The organism is Azoarcus sp. DD4 (assembly GCF_006496635.1).
Classification (GTDB): domain Bacteria; phylum Pseudomonadota; class Gammaproteobacteria; order Burkholderiales; family Rhodocyclaceae; genus Azoarcus.
The window spans coordinates 3271752-3290034 of record NZ_CP022958.1 but is presented as its reverse complement, the minus strand read 5'-3'; the positions used below and the strand labels follow the sequence as shown (position 1 = coordinate 3290034).

The 18283-nt window shown below is 67.9% G+C and carries 10 protein-coding genes; 5 read left to right on the top strand and 5 right to left on the bottom strand.

Translation table 11 applies throughout. From position 1 onward, the window contains the following. Window positions 1-59 precede the first annotated feature (59 nt). From CJ010_RS15180 to CJ010_RS15170, 3 genes are read left to right on the top strand one after another with little or no spacing between them, the layout of a single operon-like run. Window positions 60-434 (top strand): response regulator transcription factor, encoded by a 375-nt coding sequence (locus CJ010_RS15180; RefSeq protein ID WP_141018813.1) that lies wholly within the window; start codon window positions 60-62, stop codon window positions 432-434. Further along, window positions 431-2611 carry an exonuclease domain-containing protein gene (locus tag CJ010_RS15175; RefSeq protein ID WP_141018812.1) on the top strand — a complete coding sequence of 727 codons (2181 nt, stop codon included), beginning with the start codon at window positions 431-433 and terminating at the stop codon, window positions 2609-2611. Before CJ010_RS15180 ends, CJ010_RS15175 begins: the two co-directional genes overlap by 4 nt. A gap of 43 nt (window positions 2612-2654) precedes the next feature. Beyond that, on the top strand, window positions 2655-4700 hold the full coding sequence (locus CJ010_RS15170) for a sodium:solute symporter family protein (protein ID WP_141020725.1): 2046 nt from the start codon (window positions 2655-2657) through the stop codon (window positions 4698-4700). A gap of 17 nt (window positions 4701-4717) precedes the next feature. Here CJ010_RS15170 and CJ010_RS15165 read toward each other — a convergent pair whose 3' ends face one another. Beyond that, a complete protein-coding gene (locus tag CJ010_RS15165; RefSeq protein ID WP_141018811.1) occupies window positions 4718-7759 on the bottom strand; it encodes a diguanylate cyclase in 3042 nt (1013 codons plus the stop codon). A 168-nt stretch (window positions 7760-7927) separates the two neighbouring features. Then, complete coding sequence (locus tag CJ010_RS15160; RefSeq protein ID WP_141018810.1) at window positions 7928-8416, bottom strand: Lrp/AsnC family transcriptional regulator; 489 nt, start codon at window positions 8414-8416, stop codon at window positions 7928-7930. Between the two features lie 222 nt (window positions 8417-8638). On the opposite strand from CJ010_RS15160, the gene CJ010_RS15155 reads away from it, so the two are divergent. Both CJ010_RS15155 and fliD read left to right on the top strand, forming a co-directional pair. Next, window positions 8639-12235 carry an indolepyruvate ferredoxin oxidoreductase family protein gene (locus CJ010_RS15155; RefSeq protein ID WP_141018809.1) on the top strand — a complete coding sequence of 1199 codons (3597 nt, stop codon included), beginning with the start codon at window positions 8639-8641 and terminating at the stop codon, window positions 12233-12235. Window positions 12236-12396: 161 nt separating this feature from the next. Continuing rightward, window positions 12397-13248 (top strand): flagellar filament capping protein FliD, encoded by an 852-nt coding sequence (gene fliD, locus CJ010_RS15150; RefSeq protein WP_141018808.1) that lies wholly within the window; start codon window positions 12397-12399, stop codon window positions 13246-13248. A gap of 78 nt (window positions 13249-13326) precedes the next feature. Here fliD and katG read toward each other — a convergent pair whose 3' ends face one another. The 3 genes from katG to CJ010_RS15135 form a co-directional block, all read right to left on the bottom strand. Then, complete coding sequence (gene katG / locus CJ010_RS15145) at window positions 13327-15537, bottom strand: catalase/peroxidase HPI (protein WP_141018807.1); 2211 nt, start codon at window positions 15535-15537, stop codon at window positions 13327-13329. A gap of 140 nt (window positions 15538-15677) precedes the next feature. Next, window positions 15678-15923, bottom strand: a complete 246-nt coding sequence (locus CJ010_RS15140; RefSeq protein ID WP_141018806.1) for a hypothetical protein — start codon at window positions 15921-15923, stop codon at window positions 15678-15680. A gap of 104 nt (window positions 15924-16027) precedes the next feature. Then, complete coding sequence (locus tag CJ010_RS15135) at window positions 16028-18256, bottom strand: hypothetical protein (protein ID WP_141018805.1); 2229 nt, start codon at window positions 18254-18256, stop codon at window positions 16028-16030. Window positions 18257-18283 lie beyond the last annotated feature (27 nt).

Below are 18283 nucleotides of genomic sequence, written 5' to 3'. Positions count from 1 at the left end.
ACTCCGGCCCTCATGCCGGAGTGACTCACTTAGAATAGCGGGCGAGGGGAGAGGAAAGCATGGCCAAGAAGATCCTGATCGCGGATGACGAGCAGAATATCGTCATTTCGCTCGAATTCCTGATGAAACGCGAAGGTTTCGACGTCGTCGTCGCCAACGATGGCGAGGAGGCGGTGCGCCGCATCCGTGCCGAGTTGCCCGACCTGGTGCTGCTCGACGTGATGATGCCCAAGAAGAGCGGCTTCGAGGTCTGCCAGGAGATCAAGGCAGACCCGGCGCTGCAGGCGGTGCGTATCCTCATGCTCACCGCCAAGGGCCGCGATACCGAGGTTGCCAAGGGCCTGGCGCTCGGTGCCGACGCCTACATGACCAAACCCTTTTCCACCCGCGATCTCGTCGCCCGCGTGCGAAGCATGCTGGGCATGGATGCATGAGCGCCGGTGCCCGTCTGGGTGTCGCTGCGACCGCGGCGGCGCTCTTCATCCTGGCCGCGTTCGGACTCGCCGGCGCTGCGGTGTGGTCCGATCTCGGCGTAGCCGAGCGCGAGGCGCTCGGCAGCCTGCTGGCGCCGCGCGCTGGTCTGCTCATCATCACCGTGGCGATGGCGGCGATGGCTGCCGCGGCTGTCGTCAAGACCCTGCACCAGACCTACGTCGCGGCACCGGCCCGGTTGGTCGAGGCGGCGCAGGTCCTGCTCAACAGCGACGCCGGCCGCAGCCTGGACGCGGTCGGCAGTCCGGAGGTGAAGGCGCTGGCTGGCGTGTTCAATGCGATGGCCGAGCAGCGCAGCGCCCTGCGGCACGACGTCGAACAGCGCATCCGCGAGGCCAAGAACACGGTAGAGGAAGAGAAGAACCGCCTCGCGGCGCTCATGTCCGAACTCACCCAGAGCGTGCTGGTGTGCAATCTGGATGGCCGCATCCTGCTCTACAACAGCCGCGCACGCATGCAGTTCCGCGCGATGTCGGAGGCACCGGCAGCGGCCGGCGGCGGCGAGCTGATCGGGTTGGGGCGCTCCATCTACACCGTGTTCGAGCGCAACCTGATCGCCCATGCGCTGGAAACCATACAGCACAGGCTGCGCCGCAGCGCCGCGCAACCGGTGGCCAATTTCGTCACCACCACCCGTGCCGGTCAACTGCTGCGGGTGCAGATGGCGCCGGTGCTGGCCGGTGCCGAAACCGCGGCGGAGGCGGAGGGCTCCGAGCGCGTGATCACCGGCTTCATCCTGATGCTGGACAACATCACCCGCAATTTCGAGACCGAGTCGCGCCGCGACCAGATGCTGCACACGCTGACCGAGGGCAACCGCTCGGCGCTGGCCAATGTGCGTGCCGCGGCCGAAATGCTCGATTACCCCGACCTGCAGGACGAACTGCGCGAGCGCTTCCGCAAGGTGATCCGCGACGAGGTACAGGCGATGAGTACGCGCCTCGACCAGACCGCCAACGAATTTGCCGATTCGCTCAAGGCGCGCTGGCCGCTCGAGGAAATGCTGGGCGCCGACCTCATCGCCGCCGCCCAGCGCCGCATCGAGAACCGCATCAAGCTGCCGACCAAGCTGGAGGAGGTCGACGAATCGCTGTGGGTCAAGGTCGACAGTTTCTCGCTGATCCAGGCGCTGACCTACCTCGCCAGCCGCTTGTCGGACGAATTCGAGGTGCGCGAGGTGCGCTTCCGCCTGTCCGGCGCCGGCCGCCTGGTCCATCTGGACCTGATCTGGTCCGGCCAGGCGATGAGCACCGAGACGGTGATGAGCTGGGAACTGGAGCCGATGAACTTCGCCGGCGAAAATAGCCCGCTCGCCGTGCGTGACGTGATCGAACGCCACGACGGCGAAATGTGGCTGGAGCGCGAGAAAGTGCGCCACCGCGCCTTCTTCCGCATCCTGCTGCCGGCAGCGCTGCCGCAGGAGCAGCTCGACGAATCTGCCTTCCTCAAGGGCGACAGCCGGCCGGAGTATTACGACTTCGACCTGTTCAAATGGTCGGAGAAGTCGCGTGCGCTCGAAGACCGCCTGCTCACCGAGCTGACCTACACGGTGTTCGATACCGAAACCACCGGTCTCAACCCCTCGCAGGGTGACGAGATCATCCAGATCGGCGCGGTGCGGGTACTCAACGGCAAGCCCCTGCGCAACGAGTCCTTCGAGCAGCTGGTCGATCCGCGGCGTTCGCTGCCGCCGGAGTCGGCGCAGATCCACGGCATCACCGCCGAGATGCTGGCCGGCAAACCGACCATAGAGTCGGTGCTGCCGTCCTTCCACGCCTTTGCGGCGGACACCGTGCTGGTGGCCCACAACGCGGCCTTCGACATGCGCTTCCTGCAGCTGAAGGAGGAGGTGACCGGCCTGCGTTTCGATCAGCCGGTGCTCGACACCCTGCTGCTGTCGGCGGTGATACAGCCCAACCAGGAATCGCACCGGCTGGAGGCGATCGCCGAGCGTCTCGGCATCACCATCATCGGCCGGCATACCGCGATGGGCGATGCCATCGTCACCGCGGAGGTCTTCCTCAAGCTCGTTCCGCTGCTGGCGGAGAAGGGCATCCGCACCCTGCGCGAGGCACGCGAGGCGGCGGAAAAGTCCTACTACGCGCGGATCAAGTACTGATGCGCCAGCGTCTCGACGGGTCCGGCGAAGGCACTTGCGCACCATGAAGGGGACGGCTGCCTTCTCGCGCAGGCTGCGCCGCTACTACTGGTGGTACACCTGCTCGTTCGCGCTCTTCGTCGGGCTCCTGGCGGTGGGCGAGCAGCTCGGCCTGTCGCAGCGGGCCATCGGCCACATCTTCCTGTTCGTCACCATTGCCATCTATGCCGGCATCGGCGTGATGAGCCGTACTTCCGACGTGTCGGAGTACTACGTGGCCGGGCGGCGGGTGCCGGCGGTGTTCAACGGCATGGCGACCGCCGCCGACTGGATGAGCGCCGCTTCCTTCATCGGCCTGGCCGGCACGCTGTATTTTTCGGGTTTCGAGGGCCTGGCCTTTGTCACCGGCTGGACCGGAGGCTTCGTGCTGGTGGCGCTGCTGCTCGCGCCTTACCTGCGCAAGTTCGGCCAATACACCATTCCCGACTTTCTCGGTGCGCGCTACCAGGGCGATTTCGCCCGCCTGGTCGGCATCGGCGCCACGGTGCTGGCGAGCTTCGTCTACCTGGTGGCGCAGATCTACGGCGTCGGCCTGGTGACCAGCCGCTTCGTCAGCGTCGAGTTCGAGATCGGTCTGTTCGTCGGTCTGGCCGGGATCCTGGTGTGCTCCTTCCTCGGCGGCATGCGTGCGGTTACCTGGACGCAGGTTGCGCAGTACCTCATCCTCATCATCGCCTACCTGGTGCCGGTGGTGATCCTGTCCTACAAGGTCACCGGCGTGCCGGTCCCGCAGGTGATGTACGGCAGCGTGCTCGGCAAGCTGTCCGAGCGCGAGGAGGAGCTGAGCACCGACCGCGGCGAGCTGGCGGTGCGCGCGATGTACCGCAATCGTGCCAAGGACTACGCCAGCAAGATCGCCGACCTGCCGGATTCGCTCGAGGCGGAGCGGCGCGCGCTGATCGAGCGGTTGAACGAGCTGAGGCTGGACAATGCGCCGGCGCGCGACATCGCGCTCACCGAGCGGGCGCTGCGCGACCTGCCGCGTTCGCCCGCCGAGGCGGCGGTGCGCTGGGACAAGGCGCGTACCGAGGCGCTGGAGAAGGCGCAACCGCCGCCGCGCCATGCCGAAGCCCATCCGGGCAAGACGCCGGAGGAGTCGGCGATCGCCCGCAACAATTTCCTCGCCCTGGTGTTCGTGCTGATGGTGGGCACTGCGGCCTTGCCGCACATCCTGGCGCGCTACTACACCACGCCCGGCGTCGTCGAGGCGCGCCGCTCGGTGTTCTGGTCGCTGCTCTTCATCTTCCTGCTCTACGTCACCGCGCCGGCCTACGCGGTGTTCGCCAAATGGGAGATCTACAACAGCGTGATCGGCTCCAGCCTGTCCATCCTGCCGGGTTGGGTGGCGTCGTGGGGCAAGGTCGGGCTGGTGCGGCTGGAGGACATCAACGGCGACGGCATCCTGCAGCTGGCCGAGCTCAGCATCAACACCGACGTCATCATGCTGGCGACGCCGGAAATCGCCGGGCTGCCCTACGTGGTGTCCGGCCTGGTGGCGGCGGGCGGGCTGGCCGCGGCGCTGTCCACCGCCGACGGCTTGCTGCTGACGATCTCCAATGCGCTGTCGCATGACCTTTACTACAAGGTCATCAATCCGCGCGCCTCCACCCATCGCCGGCTGGTGATCTCCAAGTCGCAGCTGCTGGTGGTGGCGGTGGTGGCGGCCTGGGTGGCGTCGATGCGCCCGGACAACATCCTGTTCATGGTCGGGCTGGCGTTTTCGATCGGCGCGGCGGCCTTCTTCCCGGCGCTGGTGCTCGGCATCTTCTGGAAGCGGGCGAACCGCCCCGGCGCGGTGTGCGGCATGCTGGCCGGGCTGGGCGTCACGCTGTTCTACGCGGCCCGCACCCATCCCTTCTTCGGCGGATCGATGGTCAACGCCTGGTTCGACATCAATCCGATCTCGGCCGGCGTGTTCGGCGTGCCGCTGGGTTTCATCGTGATCATCGTGGTGAGCCTGCTGACGCCGCCGCCGCCGCCGGAGATCCAGGCCCTGGTGGATTACGTGCGCTATCCGCAGCTGCCGCCCGGCGACGAACCACGCGGCTGAGCGTTGGAGAGGCGTGCTCAGGCAGCCGGCGTGGCGGCGATGACGATGCGGTTGCGGCCCTCGGCCTTGGCCCGGTACAGCGCAAGGTCGGCGGCGTGCAGCAGCTGCACGCTGTCGCTGCCGTGGGTCGGGGTTTCGGCGACGCCGGCCGACAAGGTCACCGCTGGCAGGCGGCGCTCGCGGAAGATGAGGTCGAGACGGCCGATCAGCGAGCACACCTCCTGCAGCCGCTCGCTGGCGTTGTGGGCATTGGAGCCCGGCATGACGATGGCCAGCTCTTCGCCGCCGAACCGGCAGGGTACGTCGCTGCGGCGCAGCTCCTCGCGCAGGATGCGGCCGATCTCCGACAGCACCAGATCGCCTGCCTCGTGGCCGTATTCGTCGTTGAAGCGCTTGAAGTGGTCGATGTCCAGCATCGCCACCGCCATCTGCGCGCCGTCGCGCTGAGCGCGCACGAGCTCGTGGGTGAGGATGTCGTTGAGGTAGCGGCGGTTGAACAGGCCGGTGAGCGGGTCGTGGATCGCCTGCTGGCGCAGCGCTTCGCGCAGACGCAGGTTGGACAGCGACAGCTTTACCGCATCGGCGGTGCTGCGCATCAGGAAGTGGATGTTCTCGCGTACCTGCTCGTCGGCCTTGCGCGGGTAGCGTACCGACAGCAGGCCGACGACATCGGCATCGACCATCATCGGCTGGCAGCAGTAGCCGGCGTCCGGCGGAACGCTGAAGTGGGCGCACACGGGGGCGCCGCCGGCGAGGATTTCGTGAACCTCGCCGCGCCTGAGCGCCCAGCAGCTGTCGAGCGGAAAGCCGTCGGGAATGCCGGCCTCGCCGGCCTGCGCGGTCAGGCGCAGGGTGTTGTCCTCGTTGTCTACCAGCAGCAGCGCGGCGTCGAAGCCGCGGAACAGGTCGGCGAACAAGGGCGCGATCACCTCGTGCGCCTCGTTCTCGCTGCGACAGCTCTGCAGCAGGTCGTGCAGGCGGTTGAGCAGGCCGTTGTGGCGGTCGCGCTCGGCCAGGCGTTCGACCATGCTGCGCATGCGTTCGAGTGATTCCTGGCGTTCGAGCTCGGCACGCTTGCGCTCGGTGAGGTCGATGCCGTAGATGATGGCCATGCCGTCCTGGCCGCCGGGGGCGACGCGCATGTCCAGCCAGCGCCGGTCGGAGGCCACCTGGTCCAGATCGACCGACACGCTGTGGCCGCCCTGGGCCTGGGCGTAGAGTTCGGACCAGCGCTCGCGCTCGGTGGCGGCCAGCGGCAGGCAGATGTCGCCCGGCTGGATGCGCTTGCCGAAGCGCAGTGCGAAGAAGCGCTGCGCGGCCTGGTTGGCGATGATCAGCCGGTTCTCCTTGTCCACTGACCAGACGATGCGGTCGGCCGACTCGAACAGCGCCGACAGGTTGGTGGTGCTGATGCGTAGCAGGTCGAGCTCGGAGTGCGAGGTGATGTCCTGCAGCGTGCCGATCGCGCGCAGGGGCTTGCCGTCGGGCGAGCGCAGCACCGTGCCGCGCAGGCGCAGATGCAGCGCGTTGCGGCCGGTCGGCCGGTAACGCAGTTCGAGGTGTATGGTGTTGTCCTTTTCGGCCTGGGCGCGGACGCGCCGGCTTTCCTCGCTCCACTCGTCCGCGCTGCGCATGGCCTGGAGCTGGCCCAGCGTAAGGGTGGCGTGGGGGGCGTCTTCCGGTGCGTCTATGCCCAGCAGCCGGGCCGCGATGTCGCTCAGCGTGATGCGGTCGGCGCGCAGGTCCATCTCCCAGCCGCCGAGGTGGGCGATCTCCTGGGCGTCGCGCAGCAGGCGTTCGCTGGTGCGCAGCCGGGTATCGGCACGCACGCGGGTGACGATGCCCCACAGTCCGTCGGCGAGCGCCTGCAACACCTCGATGTCGCTGTCGTTGTAGGCGTCCTCCTTGTTGCCCACGCCGATGATCATGCGCACTTCGCTGCCGTCGACCACCGGCACCGCGAGATGGCGGCGCAGTTCGATGTGGCCGCTCGGTATTCCATGCCGGCCTGCAACCGCGGCGTAGTCGTTGTGCAGCACCGCGTGCCTGAGCCGTACGCAGTCGGCCCAGATGCCGGCCTGGTCGAGCGGATAGTGCTGGTCGTAATCGGCCTCGCAGTGGGCGAGGGTGTCCTTGCTCCAGGCGCAGAGTTCGATGGTGCGCTGGTCGGCATTGATGAAATGCAGGTAGCCGACCGCGCTCGCGGTGATGTGCTGCGCCGCCTCCAGCCCCGCTTCGATGCAGGCGCGTTCGCCGTTGCCGGCGATGCGGGCGTTGATGTCGAGCAGCTCCGCGGCGCACAGTTCCTTCTGGCGGCGGGTGTGTTCGGTCGCCTCGTCGATCGCGCGTTGCTCGAGGGCGCGGCGACGGACGAAGCCGAGCAGGCCGAGGCCGAGCAGCCAGACTACGCCGTGGCCGGTGATCGAAACCTGGCGGCCGAGGGCGTTCTGCGTCTCGAACGGCCCCAGCGGCATCGACACGCTGAAGCCGCCGCGCACACCGCCGATCGGGATACCGAGATCGCCGTGGCAGCTCATACAGCCCGACTCCATATACACCGGCAGCATGTAGCGCAGCACCCGGCCGCCCCGGACCGTGTCCAGCCTCGAATACTTGCGGTCGCCGCGCTCCAGTTGTTCGAGCGCGACCTGCTCCCAGGGCTCGGGTGCGTTGCCCGGATTCTTCAGCCGCAGCGAGGTGAGCTTGCCGCGGATGCCGTCGCTTTCGGCAAAGGTTTCGAGCAGCTGACGGGTGGCATACGCTGGATTGACCAGGGTGAGCGCCTTGCCGTCGGTAGTGACGACGTCGCGGTCGGGCAGGTGAAGATAGGGATTCGGCGGCGTCTTTGCGCTCGGCGGCACATAGACCCCGCCATGCTGCGTCACCCAGCGGCGGAACGCGAGATCCTTGCGCACGTAGGCATCGGCGACGAGCTCGGCCTGCCGGCGCGCGTCGTCCCGATGCATGAACTGGCTCACCGTGAAGAAGCCGCCTATCAGTGCGGTCCACAGCACGATGGCCAGCCAGAAATGGCGTTGGAACAGATAGATCGTCGTCACTCCCGAATCCGCAAGCCTGCGAAACCCCTGCAAGGCTGCGGCCCCGCTTTCTATTACCTTTAGCTAATGTTAGTCCCTAACGGAAGGAGTAAGGGATTCATCCCGTCGCCATGTGCGAAATTCGATGCCCGCTTTGGGCAGGAGCGCATCGTCGGCGTCCGTCCGGCCTCATGTGCCGCCGCGCTGCAGGTGGCCCAGCGGCAGCCGGGTGGTGCGCTTGATCTCGTTGAGTACGATGCTGGACTTCACGCTGCGCACCCCGCTCACCCGCATCAGCCGGTGCAGCATGAATTCCGACAGGGCGGCGAGATCGGGCGCGACGATGCGCAGCATGTAGTCGGCCTCGCCGGTGATGGCGAAGCATTCCAGTACCTCGTCCATCTCGCTCACCGCCTGGTTGAAGGCGTCGGTATGCACCTCGCCGTGGCGTTCCAGCGACACGCTGGTGAAGGCGGTCACGCCCAGGCCAACGGCCGCGGGGCGCAGCAGGGCACTATAGCGTTCGATGTAGCCGGACTGTTCCAGGCGCTGGATGCGGCGGCTGACCTGCGAGGGCGAAAGGTGGATGAGGTCGGCCAGCGTGGTGTTGGAGGCGTGGCCGTCGATCTGCAGCTCGGCGAGCAGCTGCAGATCGAACTTGTCGAGATCGATTGTCATTTACGTGCATAGTGTTGTTAATTGGTGCATGAGTATTGCGCAAATTTGGCGATTTCGTGCATTGAATGCACGCCTATTGCGCGGGATGCTCATTAATATCTTTCTCATCGAGATCACCCGCCGGGAGCCAAACGGGGCGCACCGGATCAAAGGGCCAAACACACCCGGCCAGGCAGCGGTGGCTGTGCCGGCGACAAGAACGAAATGATGAGGAGACCGCCGATGAAAGCCGAGAACGTCGCCCTGGCCGCAAACCAGCTGCGCACCGACTACCGCCTGGTCGACAGCCTGGAAGCGATGTCCGGGCAGATCTTCCTGACCGGCACCCAGGCGCTGGTTCGCCTGCCGCTGATGCAGGCGGCGCTGGACGCTGCCGCCGGGCTCAACACCGGCGGCTTCATCAGCGGCTACCGCGGCTCGCCGCTGGGCGCCTACGACCAGCAACTGTGGAAGGCCAAGGCGCTGCTCGACGCCAACCGCATCCGCTTCCTGCCGGCGGTCAATGAAGAACTCGGCGCCACCGCGGTGCTCGGCAGCCAGCAGGTGGAAGGCGACGCCGAACGCACCGTCGATGGCGTGTTCGCGATCTGGTACGGCAAGGGCCCGGGCGTGGATAGAGCCGGCGACGCGCTGCGCCACGGCAACGCCTACGGCGCCTCGCCCCACGGCGGCGTGCTGGCGGTGATCGGCGACGACCACGGCTGCGTATCCTCGTCGATGCCGCACCAGAGCGACTTCACCCTGCAGGCCTGGGGGCTGCCGGTGGTCAATCCTGCCAGCGTCGCCGAGATGCTGGAGTTCGGCCTCTACGGCTGGGCGCTGTCGCGCTACTCCGGCTGCTGGGTGGGGTTGAAGGCGATTTCCGAGACGGTGGAAAGCGCTTCCACGGTGGATCTGGATGCCATCCGCACCCGCTTCGATAGCGTGCCCGACTTCACGCCACCGGCCACCGGGCTGCACTACCGCTGGCCGGATCTGCCCAGCCTCGTCATCGAGCAGCGCCTGCACGCCAAGCTCGACGCCGCGCGCGCCTTCGCCCGCGCCAACTCCATCGACAAGACCATCTGCGCCGCACCGCAGGCCGACATCGGCATCGTCTCCTGCGGCAAGGCCCACCTCGACCTGCTCGAAGCCTTCCGCCGGTTGGGCGTCAGCCTCGCCGACCTGGAGGCCGCCGGCATCCGCTTCTACAAGGTGGGGCAGAGCTTTCCGCTGGAAACCGGCCGCATGCGCGCCTTCGCTGCCGGGCTGAAGGAAATCCTCGTCGTCGAGGAAAAGGGCCCGGTGATCGAGCGCCAGATCAAGGAGCTGTTCTACAACGCCGACCCGGCCGAGCGCCCTGTCGTGATCGGCAAGAGCGGCCGCGACGGTGCGCCGTTGCTGTCCGCGCTCGGCGAGCTGCGGCCGTCGCGGGTGATCCCGGTGATCGCCGGCTGGCTGGCCGGACACCGGCCGGAGATCGAGCAGCGTGCCCACGTGGTCGAGCACGTCACCGACTTCACGCCGCCGCCGCTGCTCTCCAACGAGGCGGACGGCGTGCGCCGCGTGCCGTATTTCTGTTCCGGCTGTCCGCACAATACTTCCACCAAGGTGCCGGAAGGCTCGCACGCCCAGGCCGGCATCGGTTGCCACTTCATGGCCTCGTGGATGCCGGACCGCGAAACCACCGGGCTGATCCAGATGGGCGGCGAGGGCGTGGACTGGGTGGCGCACTCCGCCTTCACCCGCAGCCCGCACGTGTTCCAGAACCTCGGCGACGGCACCTATTTCCACTCTGGCTTCCTCGCCATCCGCCAGGCGATCGCCGCCGGCACCAACGTTACCTACAAGATCCTCTACAACGACGCGGTGGCGATGACCGGCGGCCAGCCGGTGGACGGCACCGTCACCGTCGATGGCATCGCCCGTCAGGTCGAAGCCGAGGGCGCGCGCCGGGTGGTGGTGGTCAGCGACGAGCCGGAAAAGTACGACGGCCACGAGGGCCTGTTCCCGCGCGGCACGACCTTCCACCATCGCGCCGAGCTCGATGCGGTGCAGCGCGAGCTGCGCGAGGTCAAGGGCGTGACCGTGCTGATCTACGACCAGACCTGCGCCGCCGAGAAGCGCCGCCGCCGCAAGAAGCAGGCTTACCCCGATCCGGCGCGGCGCATCTTCATCAACGACGCGGTGTGCGAAGGCTGCGGCGACTGCGGCAAGCAGTCCAACTGCCTGTCCATCGTGCCGGTCGACACCCCCTTCGGCCGCAAGCGCGCCATCGACCAGTCGAGCTGCAACAAGGACTATTCCTGTGTGAACGGCTTCTGCCCGAGCTTCGTCTCGGTGCTTGGCGGCAGCCTGAAGAAGCCCACCGGCCCGGCCTTCGACGCCGCCCGCCTGGACACGCTGGTCGGCACGCTGCCGTTGCCCAAGGCCTGGTGCTGGGATGCGCCCTACGATCTGCTGGTGACCGGGGTCGGTGGCACCGGCGTGGTCACCGTGGGCGCGCTCATCACCATGGCCGCCCACCTCGAAGGCAAGAGCGCCTCGGTGCTGGACTTCATGGGCTTTGCGCAGAAGGGCGGCCAGGTGCTGTCCTTCGTGCGCCTCGGTGCCGACACCAGCGTGCTCAACCAGGTGCGCATCGACGCCCAGCAGGCCGACGCCATCCTCGCCTGCGACCTCGTGGTCGGTGCCAGCAACGACGCGCTGCTCACCGCCCGCCACGGTCGCACCCGCATCGTCGCCAATGTGCACGAGATCCAGACCGCGCGCTTCGTGCAGGACCCGGACGCCGACCTGCATGTCGACGCGCTGCTCGCCAAGATGCGCTACGCCGCCGGCGACGACCGCCTGGACACCTGCGACGCCCAGGCGCTGTGCGCGCGCTTCCTCGGCGACACCATGGGCGCCAACATCCTGCTGATGGGCTACGCCTGGCAGCACGGGCTGATCCCGGTGTCGCTCGCCGCGCTCGACCGTGCCATAGAACTCAACGGCGTGGCGGTGGCAATGAACCGCAGCGCCTTCCGCATCGGCCGTCTGGCTGCGGCGGACCCGGCTGCGCTGGCAGCGCTCACGGCAGCACCGGCCCAGACCGGGATGATCGAGGGCGAGGGGCTGGACGTCATCGTCGCACGCCATGTCGCCCACCTCACCGGCTACCAGAATGATGCCTACGCCGCGCGCTACAGCGCCTTCATCGACAAGGTGGCCGCGGCCGAACGGCAGGCCTTCGGCGCGGAAGCGCCGCTGCGCCTCGCGCCGGTGGTGGCGAAGACTTACGGCAAGCTGCTGGCTTACAAGGACGAGTACGAAGTCGCCCGGCTCTACACCGACGGCCGCTTCCGCCGGGCGCTGGAGGCGCAGTTCGAGGGCGACTACCGCCTGCAGTTCCACATGGCGCCGCCGCTGCTCGCCAAGCCCGGCCCCAACGGCCGGCCGCAGAAGATCAGCTTCGGTCCGCGCCTGATGCCGCTGCTGCGCCTGCTGGCGCGCGCAAAGGGCCTGCGCGGCACCGCCTTCGACGTTTTCGGCCGCAGCGAGGAACGCCGCATGGAACGCGAACTCGCCGCCGACTACGCCCGCAGCATCGAAGCGCTGCTGCCTCGGCTGGCCGCCGACACGGCAGATGCCATCGTCGAATTCGCCGGACTGGCGGATGGCGTGCGCGGCTTCGGCCCGGTCAAGCTCGCCAACCTGCACACCGTGAAGCAGCGCGAGCGGGTGCTGCTGCACAAGCTCGGCGCGGACGTGGTGCATGGACCGACGATTGCCCATCTGCTGGAGAGGGCGCCACGCGGTGGCGAGGCGCTGCGGGGCATACCGGTGGTGGCGAAGTAAGGCCACGAGCCGCCGCCGTGACGGCGGCCCCCGGCATGCGCCGCGCGGCTGGTGCATGCCCCAAGCGCACCCGCCGCATGGCGCCCGGATCAGGACGATGACGAGCGGCGGCGTCGGGCTGCTAGACTGCGGCGCATGCCCCTTACGTCATGGAGCCCGCGATGAACATCGACCTCGCCGCTTTCCGCCTCAATGCCCTCTCCACGCTGACGACCGGAGGCACGACGACTGGGCAGGGCGGCGCTGGCAATACCGACTTCCTCAATGCGCTGATGAATGCACAAGGAGCGCTGTCGGCGAGCCTGACCGGAGGTAGTGGAGCAGCCACCGGCTTGCTGGGCAGCGACTCGTCGCGCATGGCGTCCGTCCTGTCCCAGCTCGAGGCGAGCAACACCGCCTTTCTCAAGCGCTATAACGCCCGCGTGGAGGAAATCGGCGACGAAGCGACGGTATTGAACCAGCTGCGTACCCGGGTGGGCGAGCTGGGCAACGCGAGCGAAGGGCTTGCACAGCTGACCGCCACCGCGGGCGACGAGGAAATCAAGGCCACGCTGAAGGATTTCATCACCCGCTACAACGCCTGGGACAGCGAGTTCGATCCTTACTTCGAGCAGGGCGCGCTGCTGGACGACAACCAGGCGGGCGAAGTGGCCCGCTTCTCGCTGCGCAGGGAGGTCGGTTCGATCTTCCACGGCGCCGGCAATGGCGGCATTGCGCTGGGATTGACCGACATGGGCGTGAGCTTTACCCCGGACGGCCAGATGGTGCTGGATGAAGCCGCTTTCGATGCCGCGCTGGCTTCCAGTCGGGACGCGGCAGTGCGTACCCTGAACAACGCGGCAAATGCCTTCGGCGAGGCGGCCGAAATGCTCGTCTCCGATGGGCATCTGCTGGACAGGCGCATCGACAATGCCGAGCGCGCCGTGTCCTGGGCGGCCGACAAGCAGGACGAAGTGCAAGCGGAGTTCGGGCCCGGCGCGATCACGGCGCGGCTGCGCGGCTCGCTCTATTGAGTAGCGCCTGGCCCCTGGTCAGGCGTTCCGGATGCTTTCCTGCCTGCGCCGCAGGTGCATCCGGAATGCCTGCTGGTGTCACTTCAGATCGAAGCGATCCAGTTCCATCACCTTGTGCCACGCGCCGACGAAATCGCGCACGAACTTCTCCTTCGCATCGTCCTGCGCATAGACCTCGGCCAGCGCGCGCAATTGCGAGTTGGAGCCGAAGATCAGATCGACGCGGGAACCGGTCCACTTCAGCTCACCGGACTTGCGGTCACGGCCCTCGTAGCTGTCGGCGGCATCCGTGGCCGGCTTCCATACCGTGCCCATGTCGAGCAGATTGACGAAGAAGTCGTTGCTCAGCGTCTGCGGCCGCTGGGTGAACACGCCGTGCTGCGAGCCGCCGACATTGGCGCCGAGCACACGCAGGCCGCCGACGAGCACCGTCATCTCCGGGGCGGAGAGGGTCAGGAGCTGGGCCTTGTCGATCAGCAATTCCTCGGCAGCGACGGTGTAGGCCTTCTTCTGGTAGTTGCGGAAGCCATCGGCCACCGGTTCCAGCACGGCGAAGGATTCGACGTCGGTCTGCGCCTGCGAGGCATCGCTGCGGCCCGGGGTGAAGGGCACCTGGATGTCGTGGCCGGCCGCCTTGGCCGCCGCTTCGACCGCGGCGCAGCCGCCGAGCACGATGAGGTCGGCGAGCGATACCTTCTTGCCGCCGGTCCGGGCCGCGTTGAAGGCCTGCTGGATGCCCTCCAGGACGCCCAGCACCTTGGCCAGTTGCGCCGGCTGGTTGGCTTCCCAGTCCCTCTGCGGCGCGAGCCGGATGCGTGCGCCGTTGGCGCCGCCGCGCATGTCGGAGCCGCGGAAGGTCGAGGCCGAGGCCCAGGCGGTGGCGACCAGCTCGGCGATCGACAGGCCCGAGGCCAGCACCTTGGCCTTGAGCGCGGCGATGTCGGCGGCGTCGATCAGCGGATGATCGACCGCGGGCACCGGGTCCTGCCAGATCAGGTCTTCGGCCGGCACTTCCGGGCCGAGATAGCGCGCCTTGGGGCCCATGTCGCGGTGGGTGAGCTTGAACCAGGCGCGGGCGAAGGCGTCGGCGAAGGCGGCCGGATCCTGGTGGAAGCGGCGCGCGATCGGCTTGTAGATCGGATCGAAGCGCAGGCTGAGGTCGGCCGTGGTCATCATCGGCGGATGCTTCTTTGACGGGTCGTGGGCGTCCGGGATCATGTGCTCGGGCTTGACGTCCTTGGCGCGCCACTGGTGGGCGCCGGCCGGGCTCTTCACCAGTTCCCACTCGTAGCCGAAGAGCATGTCGAAGTAGCCGTTGTCCCACTGGGTGGGGTTGGGCTTCCAGGCGCCTTCGATGCCGCTGGTGGTGGTGTCGCCGCCCTTGCCGCTGCCGAACTTGTTGATCCAGCCCAGGCCCTGTTCCTCGATGGGTGCGGCTTCCGGCTCGGGGCCGACCAGCTTCGGGTCGCCGGCACCGTGGGCCTTGCCGAAGGTGTGGCCGCCGGCCACCAGGGCCACGGTTTCCTCGTCGTTCATCGCCATGCGGGCGAAGGTTTCGCGCACGTCGCGGCCCGAGGCCACCGGGTCGGGATTGCCGTCCGGGCCTTCCGGGTTCACATAGATCAGGCCCATCTGCACCGCGGCGAGCGGGTTCTCCAGCTCGCGCTCGCCGGAGTAGCGGCTGTTGGGCTTGTCGCTGGTGGCGAGCCATTCCTTCTCGGCGCCCCAGTAGATGTCCTCTTCCGGCTGCCAGATGTCGGCGCGGCCGCCGCCGAAGCCGAAGGTCTTGAAGCCCATGGATTCGAGCGCCGCGTTGCCGGCGAGGATCATCAGGTCGGCCCAGGACAGCTTGTTGCCGTACTTCTGCTTGATCGGCCACAGCAGGCGGCGGGCCTTGTCGAGGTTGCCGTTGTCTGGCCAGCTGTTGATCGGGGCGAAGCGCTGGTTGCCGGTGCCGCCGCCGCCGCGGCCGTCGGCGGTGCGGTAGGTGCCGGCGCTGTGCCAGGCCATGCGGATGAAGAGACCGCCGTAGTGGCCCCAGTCGGCCGGCCACCAGTCCTGCGACAGGGTCATCAGCGCGTAAAGATCCTTCTTGAGCGCGGCGTAGTCGAGCTTGCCGAATTCTTCGGCGTAGTCGAAGTCCGCGCCCAGCGGGTTGGACGCCGGGGCGTGCTGGTGAAGGATGTTGAGGTTCAACACCTTCGGCCACCAGTCGCGGTTGGACTGGGTTCCCAGGGTGCTGCGGGCACCGTGCATCCAGCTAAACGGACACTTGTTTTCGCTGCTCATGGCTGACTCCTCCTACGGGGCGTGAATCGTGTGTTCTGGCCCTTCAAGTTAGCCGTAAGGCATGTCGGTTTCTAACGAATTTAAGTCATGGTGTCGATAGTGAAAGATGATGGAGATGACGAATTCTCTTCGTGGCGGTCCTATCGCCCGGCAACCGGCACCTCGCCGTCCGCTAGTACACCCAGTTCGTATCCCCACCACACTAGGTCGCAGTGCTCCTGTTCGGGCTGGTTGGTGTTGATGTCGATCAGGTGATAGTCGGCGAAGCCGTCGCGGTCGGGGGTGTCCGGGCCGCTGCTGCGCATCACCTGGCCGCGCCGGGCGAGCTTCTGGTTGATGCGAACCAGCAGTTCATGTTCCGTGACCTGGCCTTGAGGCGTATTCATCTGGCGCTCCTGAGCATGGCTGTACGGTTTCAGCATAGCCCGGTGGCGTGCCCCGGCAAGCGTGCGACGGCAGCCGGCCGCTCCGATCGCCCGCGCCGCGGGGTTCAGTGCGGTCCGGCAGCGTGGGGCGGCGTTTGCGCAGGGCGGTGGTCCTTGTAGTAGCTCAGGACTTCGTCGCGGACCTCGCCCATGCGCAGGGGGGCGGTCGTGCAATCCTGGCCTGAGGGACGTGTCGGGTCGGCGCACGCGTGGCTGGGCGCCAGCCACACTTCCGGCCAGCCGTCGCCGTCGATGTCGGTGACGGCGGCGAGCCCGCCGTCGTCCTGCGGGTAGCTGAAGCGGGCGGGCACGCTGACCGTCCTCAGGCTGTCGGCGTCGAGCAGGACGAGCACGCGTGACGATTGCAGACCGACACCGTCGACGGCAAGCCCGGCGAAATGCGGCGACAACTGCAGCTCGATCACGCTCTGGATACCGCTGGGGGATAGCCAGGCCGCAGCGTCGTGTATCAGGCTGCCACGCAGTTCGAGGGCCGCCGCGAGTCGAGCCGCGCGCGTCGCCGCTTCCGGGCCGTGAGTCAGTGCCAGTTGTTGCAGCCAAGCTGTCTGTTCTGCGAATGCGGCGGCGCTGGCCTCGCCGTGGCGCGGTGGCGGCGACAGGGAGAGCGCCGGCCAATCGCGGGCGACTGCGGTGTGCAGCAGGTCGTGCCGGCGGTCCGCCGACACCGTCATCGGCTGCGATACGTTGGCGGCGCACGCCGGGTCTGCCCATACCGTGCCGCGATCGGGCATGCAGCCAGCCAGGAGACCGTCGACGATGCCTTCGAAGGCGAATCCGGCGCGCAAGTCGCCGAGATTCTCCAGAAACTGTCCGCGCAAAGTGGCGGCGGCCGGCGTCTCGCCCTTTGCGAGCCAGGCCCAGTCCGGGCCGCCGCAGACGAGGGTAGCGTTGCGACGAAGCTGGCGGAGAACGTGGCCGGCCTTGACCGCGGGGCCACCGTGGCGGAACCAGACCTCGCGGGTGGCACAATCGGTGTCGGCGGGCAGGGCGTCGAGTTCGTCCAGCAGTACCGGCACGTCTATCGTCCCTTGGCCCAGCGCCTTCCAGGGGTTGAGCGCGTCGTGCTGGTGTTCGATCGCATAGAGCGGGTGCCAGCGCTGGTCGACGTTGGCGTCGAACCAGGCCTGCAGCTGCGCCAGCTGCAGGAAGGACTCCGTGCGCGCATCGGCCGGCCAGTTTGCCGGGCCGAGGAGCACCGCGTCGAGCTTGGCGCGCAGGAAGGCGGCCTTGCGTATCGCTTCGTCGAAACGCGGCTCGTTGTTTTCCTGGGGGGCGGGGCCGTATTCCTCGGCCGGTTTGCTCAGCGGCGGCGGTTCGCCGGTGGGCCGTACCGCGGGTTCGAGCCAGCGCAGGGTTTCTGCCAGCCGGGCGTCGTCCGGCGCAAGGCCGGCCCACATCCACATCAGCAGCACGCAGTCGTCCGGCCCCTTGCCGCTGCAGCCCGAGGCGTGCAGGTAGGCGTCGAACTTCTGTGCCAGCACCGGCGCGGCGCGGGCGCCGATCGCCGCGGCGCGAGCGTTGGCAGCCTGGCGCGATTGCCGGATGTCGAGGTGGTCCGGTTCGCCGGACAGCTCGAAGACACAGTTGCGGATCTCGCGCTGGCTGGCGTTGGTGGCGGCCAGCGGCGCGAAGCTGTTGTCGTTCCGGCGCTGCAGGAAGGGATTGGCCTCGGGCTCTTCCCAGGCGATCTGCGGCATGCATTCCCACAGCATCATGAAGGCGGTGGCCTCCGCGTTCCAGTCGGGATAGGGGCCGTACAGGCGATTGGCGGCGCTGCCCAGCCGTCCCTTGCGCGCCTGTGGCGTGCCGAAACGTTCCGGAAACCAGCCCGCCAGCTTGCCCAGCACTTCGGAGGGGCGGTCGAAGCCGAGCGTGCTGCCGCGGCCGGCAAGGGCGAGCGCCTGGCGGCGGACCTCGAAGCGCTGTGCCGTCAGCTCCGGCATGCGGAAGAGCTTGTCGATGCGTTCCGGGGTGGCGTTGCGGGCGACGAGACGATCGGCCGCGCGGTCGGGGTGCCTTGCCATGCTGTCGAGCTCGGCGATCACCGCGCGCAGTTCGGCCTTGTCCAGCGTGGTTTCATGGTCGGCGGCGGGGCTGCAGGCGACCACGGCTAGTGCCAGCACGGTGGCGATCCTGCTGCGCCATGCCCCGGTTTGGCCGGTCGCGGTGGCGCGTACGCGGGTGTCGGTGCAGACCGCGCCCGACGCCTGCCCGCCGGCGGGCGCGGCAGCGGCTGGGTGCGCATGAGCGGACGGCAGTGGGCGCTTGATCACGGCTCGGGTCCAGACCTTGTCGTTGCG

Excerpts from the sequence above, each read along its gene's own strand:
- CJ010_RS15180 (WP_141018813.1), top strand. The coding sequence starts at position 60 with ATGGCCAAGAAGATCCTGATCGCGGATGACGAGCAGAATATCGTCATT.
- CJ010_RS15175 (WP_141018812.1), top strand. The coding sequence starts at position 431 with ATGAGCGCCGGTGCCCGTCTGGGTGTCGCTGCGACCGCGGCGGCGCTC.
- CJ010_RS15170 (WP_141020725.1), top strand. The coding sequence starts at position 2,655 with ATGAAGGGGACGGCTGCCTTCTCGCGCAGGCTGCGCCGCTACTACTGG.
- CJ010_RS15160 (WP_141018810.1), bottom strand. The coding sequence starts at position 8,416 with ATGACAATCGATCTCGACAAGTTCGATCTGCAGCTGCTCGCCGAGCTG.
- CJ010_RS15155 (WP_141018809.1), top strand. The coding sequence starts at position 8,639 with ATGAAAGCCGAGAACGTCGCCCTGGCCGCAAACCAGCTGCGCACCGAC.
- fliD (WP_141018808.1), top strand. The coding sequence starts at position 12,397 with ATGAACATCGACCTCGCCGCTTTCCGCCTCAATGCCCTCTCCACGCTG.
- katG (WP_141018807.1), bottom strand. The coding sequence starts at position 15,537 with ATGAGCAGCGAAAACAAGTGTCCGTTTAGCTGGATGCACGGTGCCCGC.
- CJ010_RS15140 (WP_141018806.1), bottom strand. The coding sequence starts at position 15,923 with ATGAATACGCCTCAAGGCCAGGTCACGGAACATGAACTGCTGGTTCGC.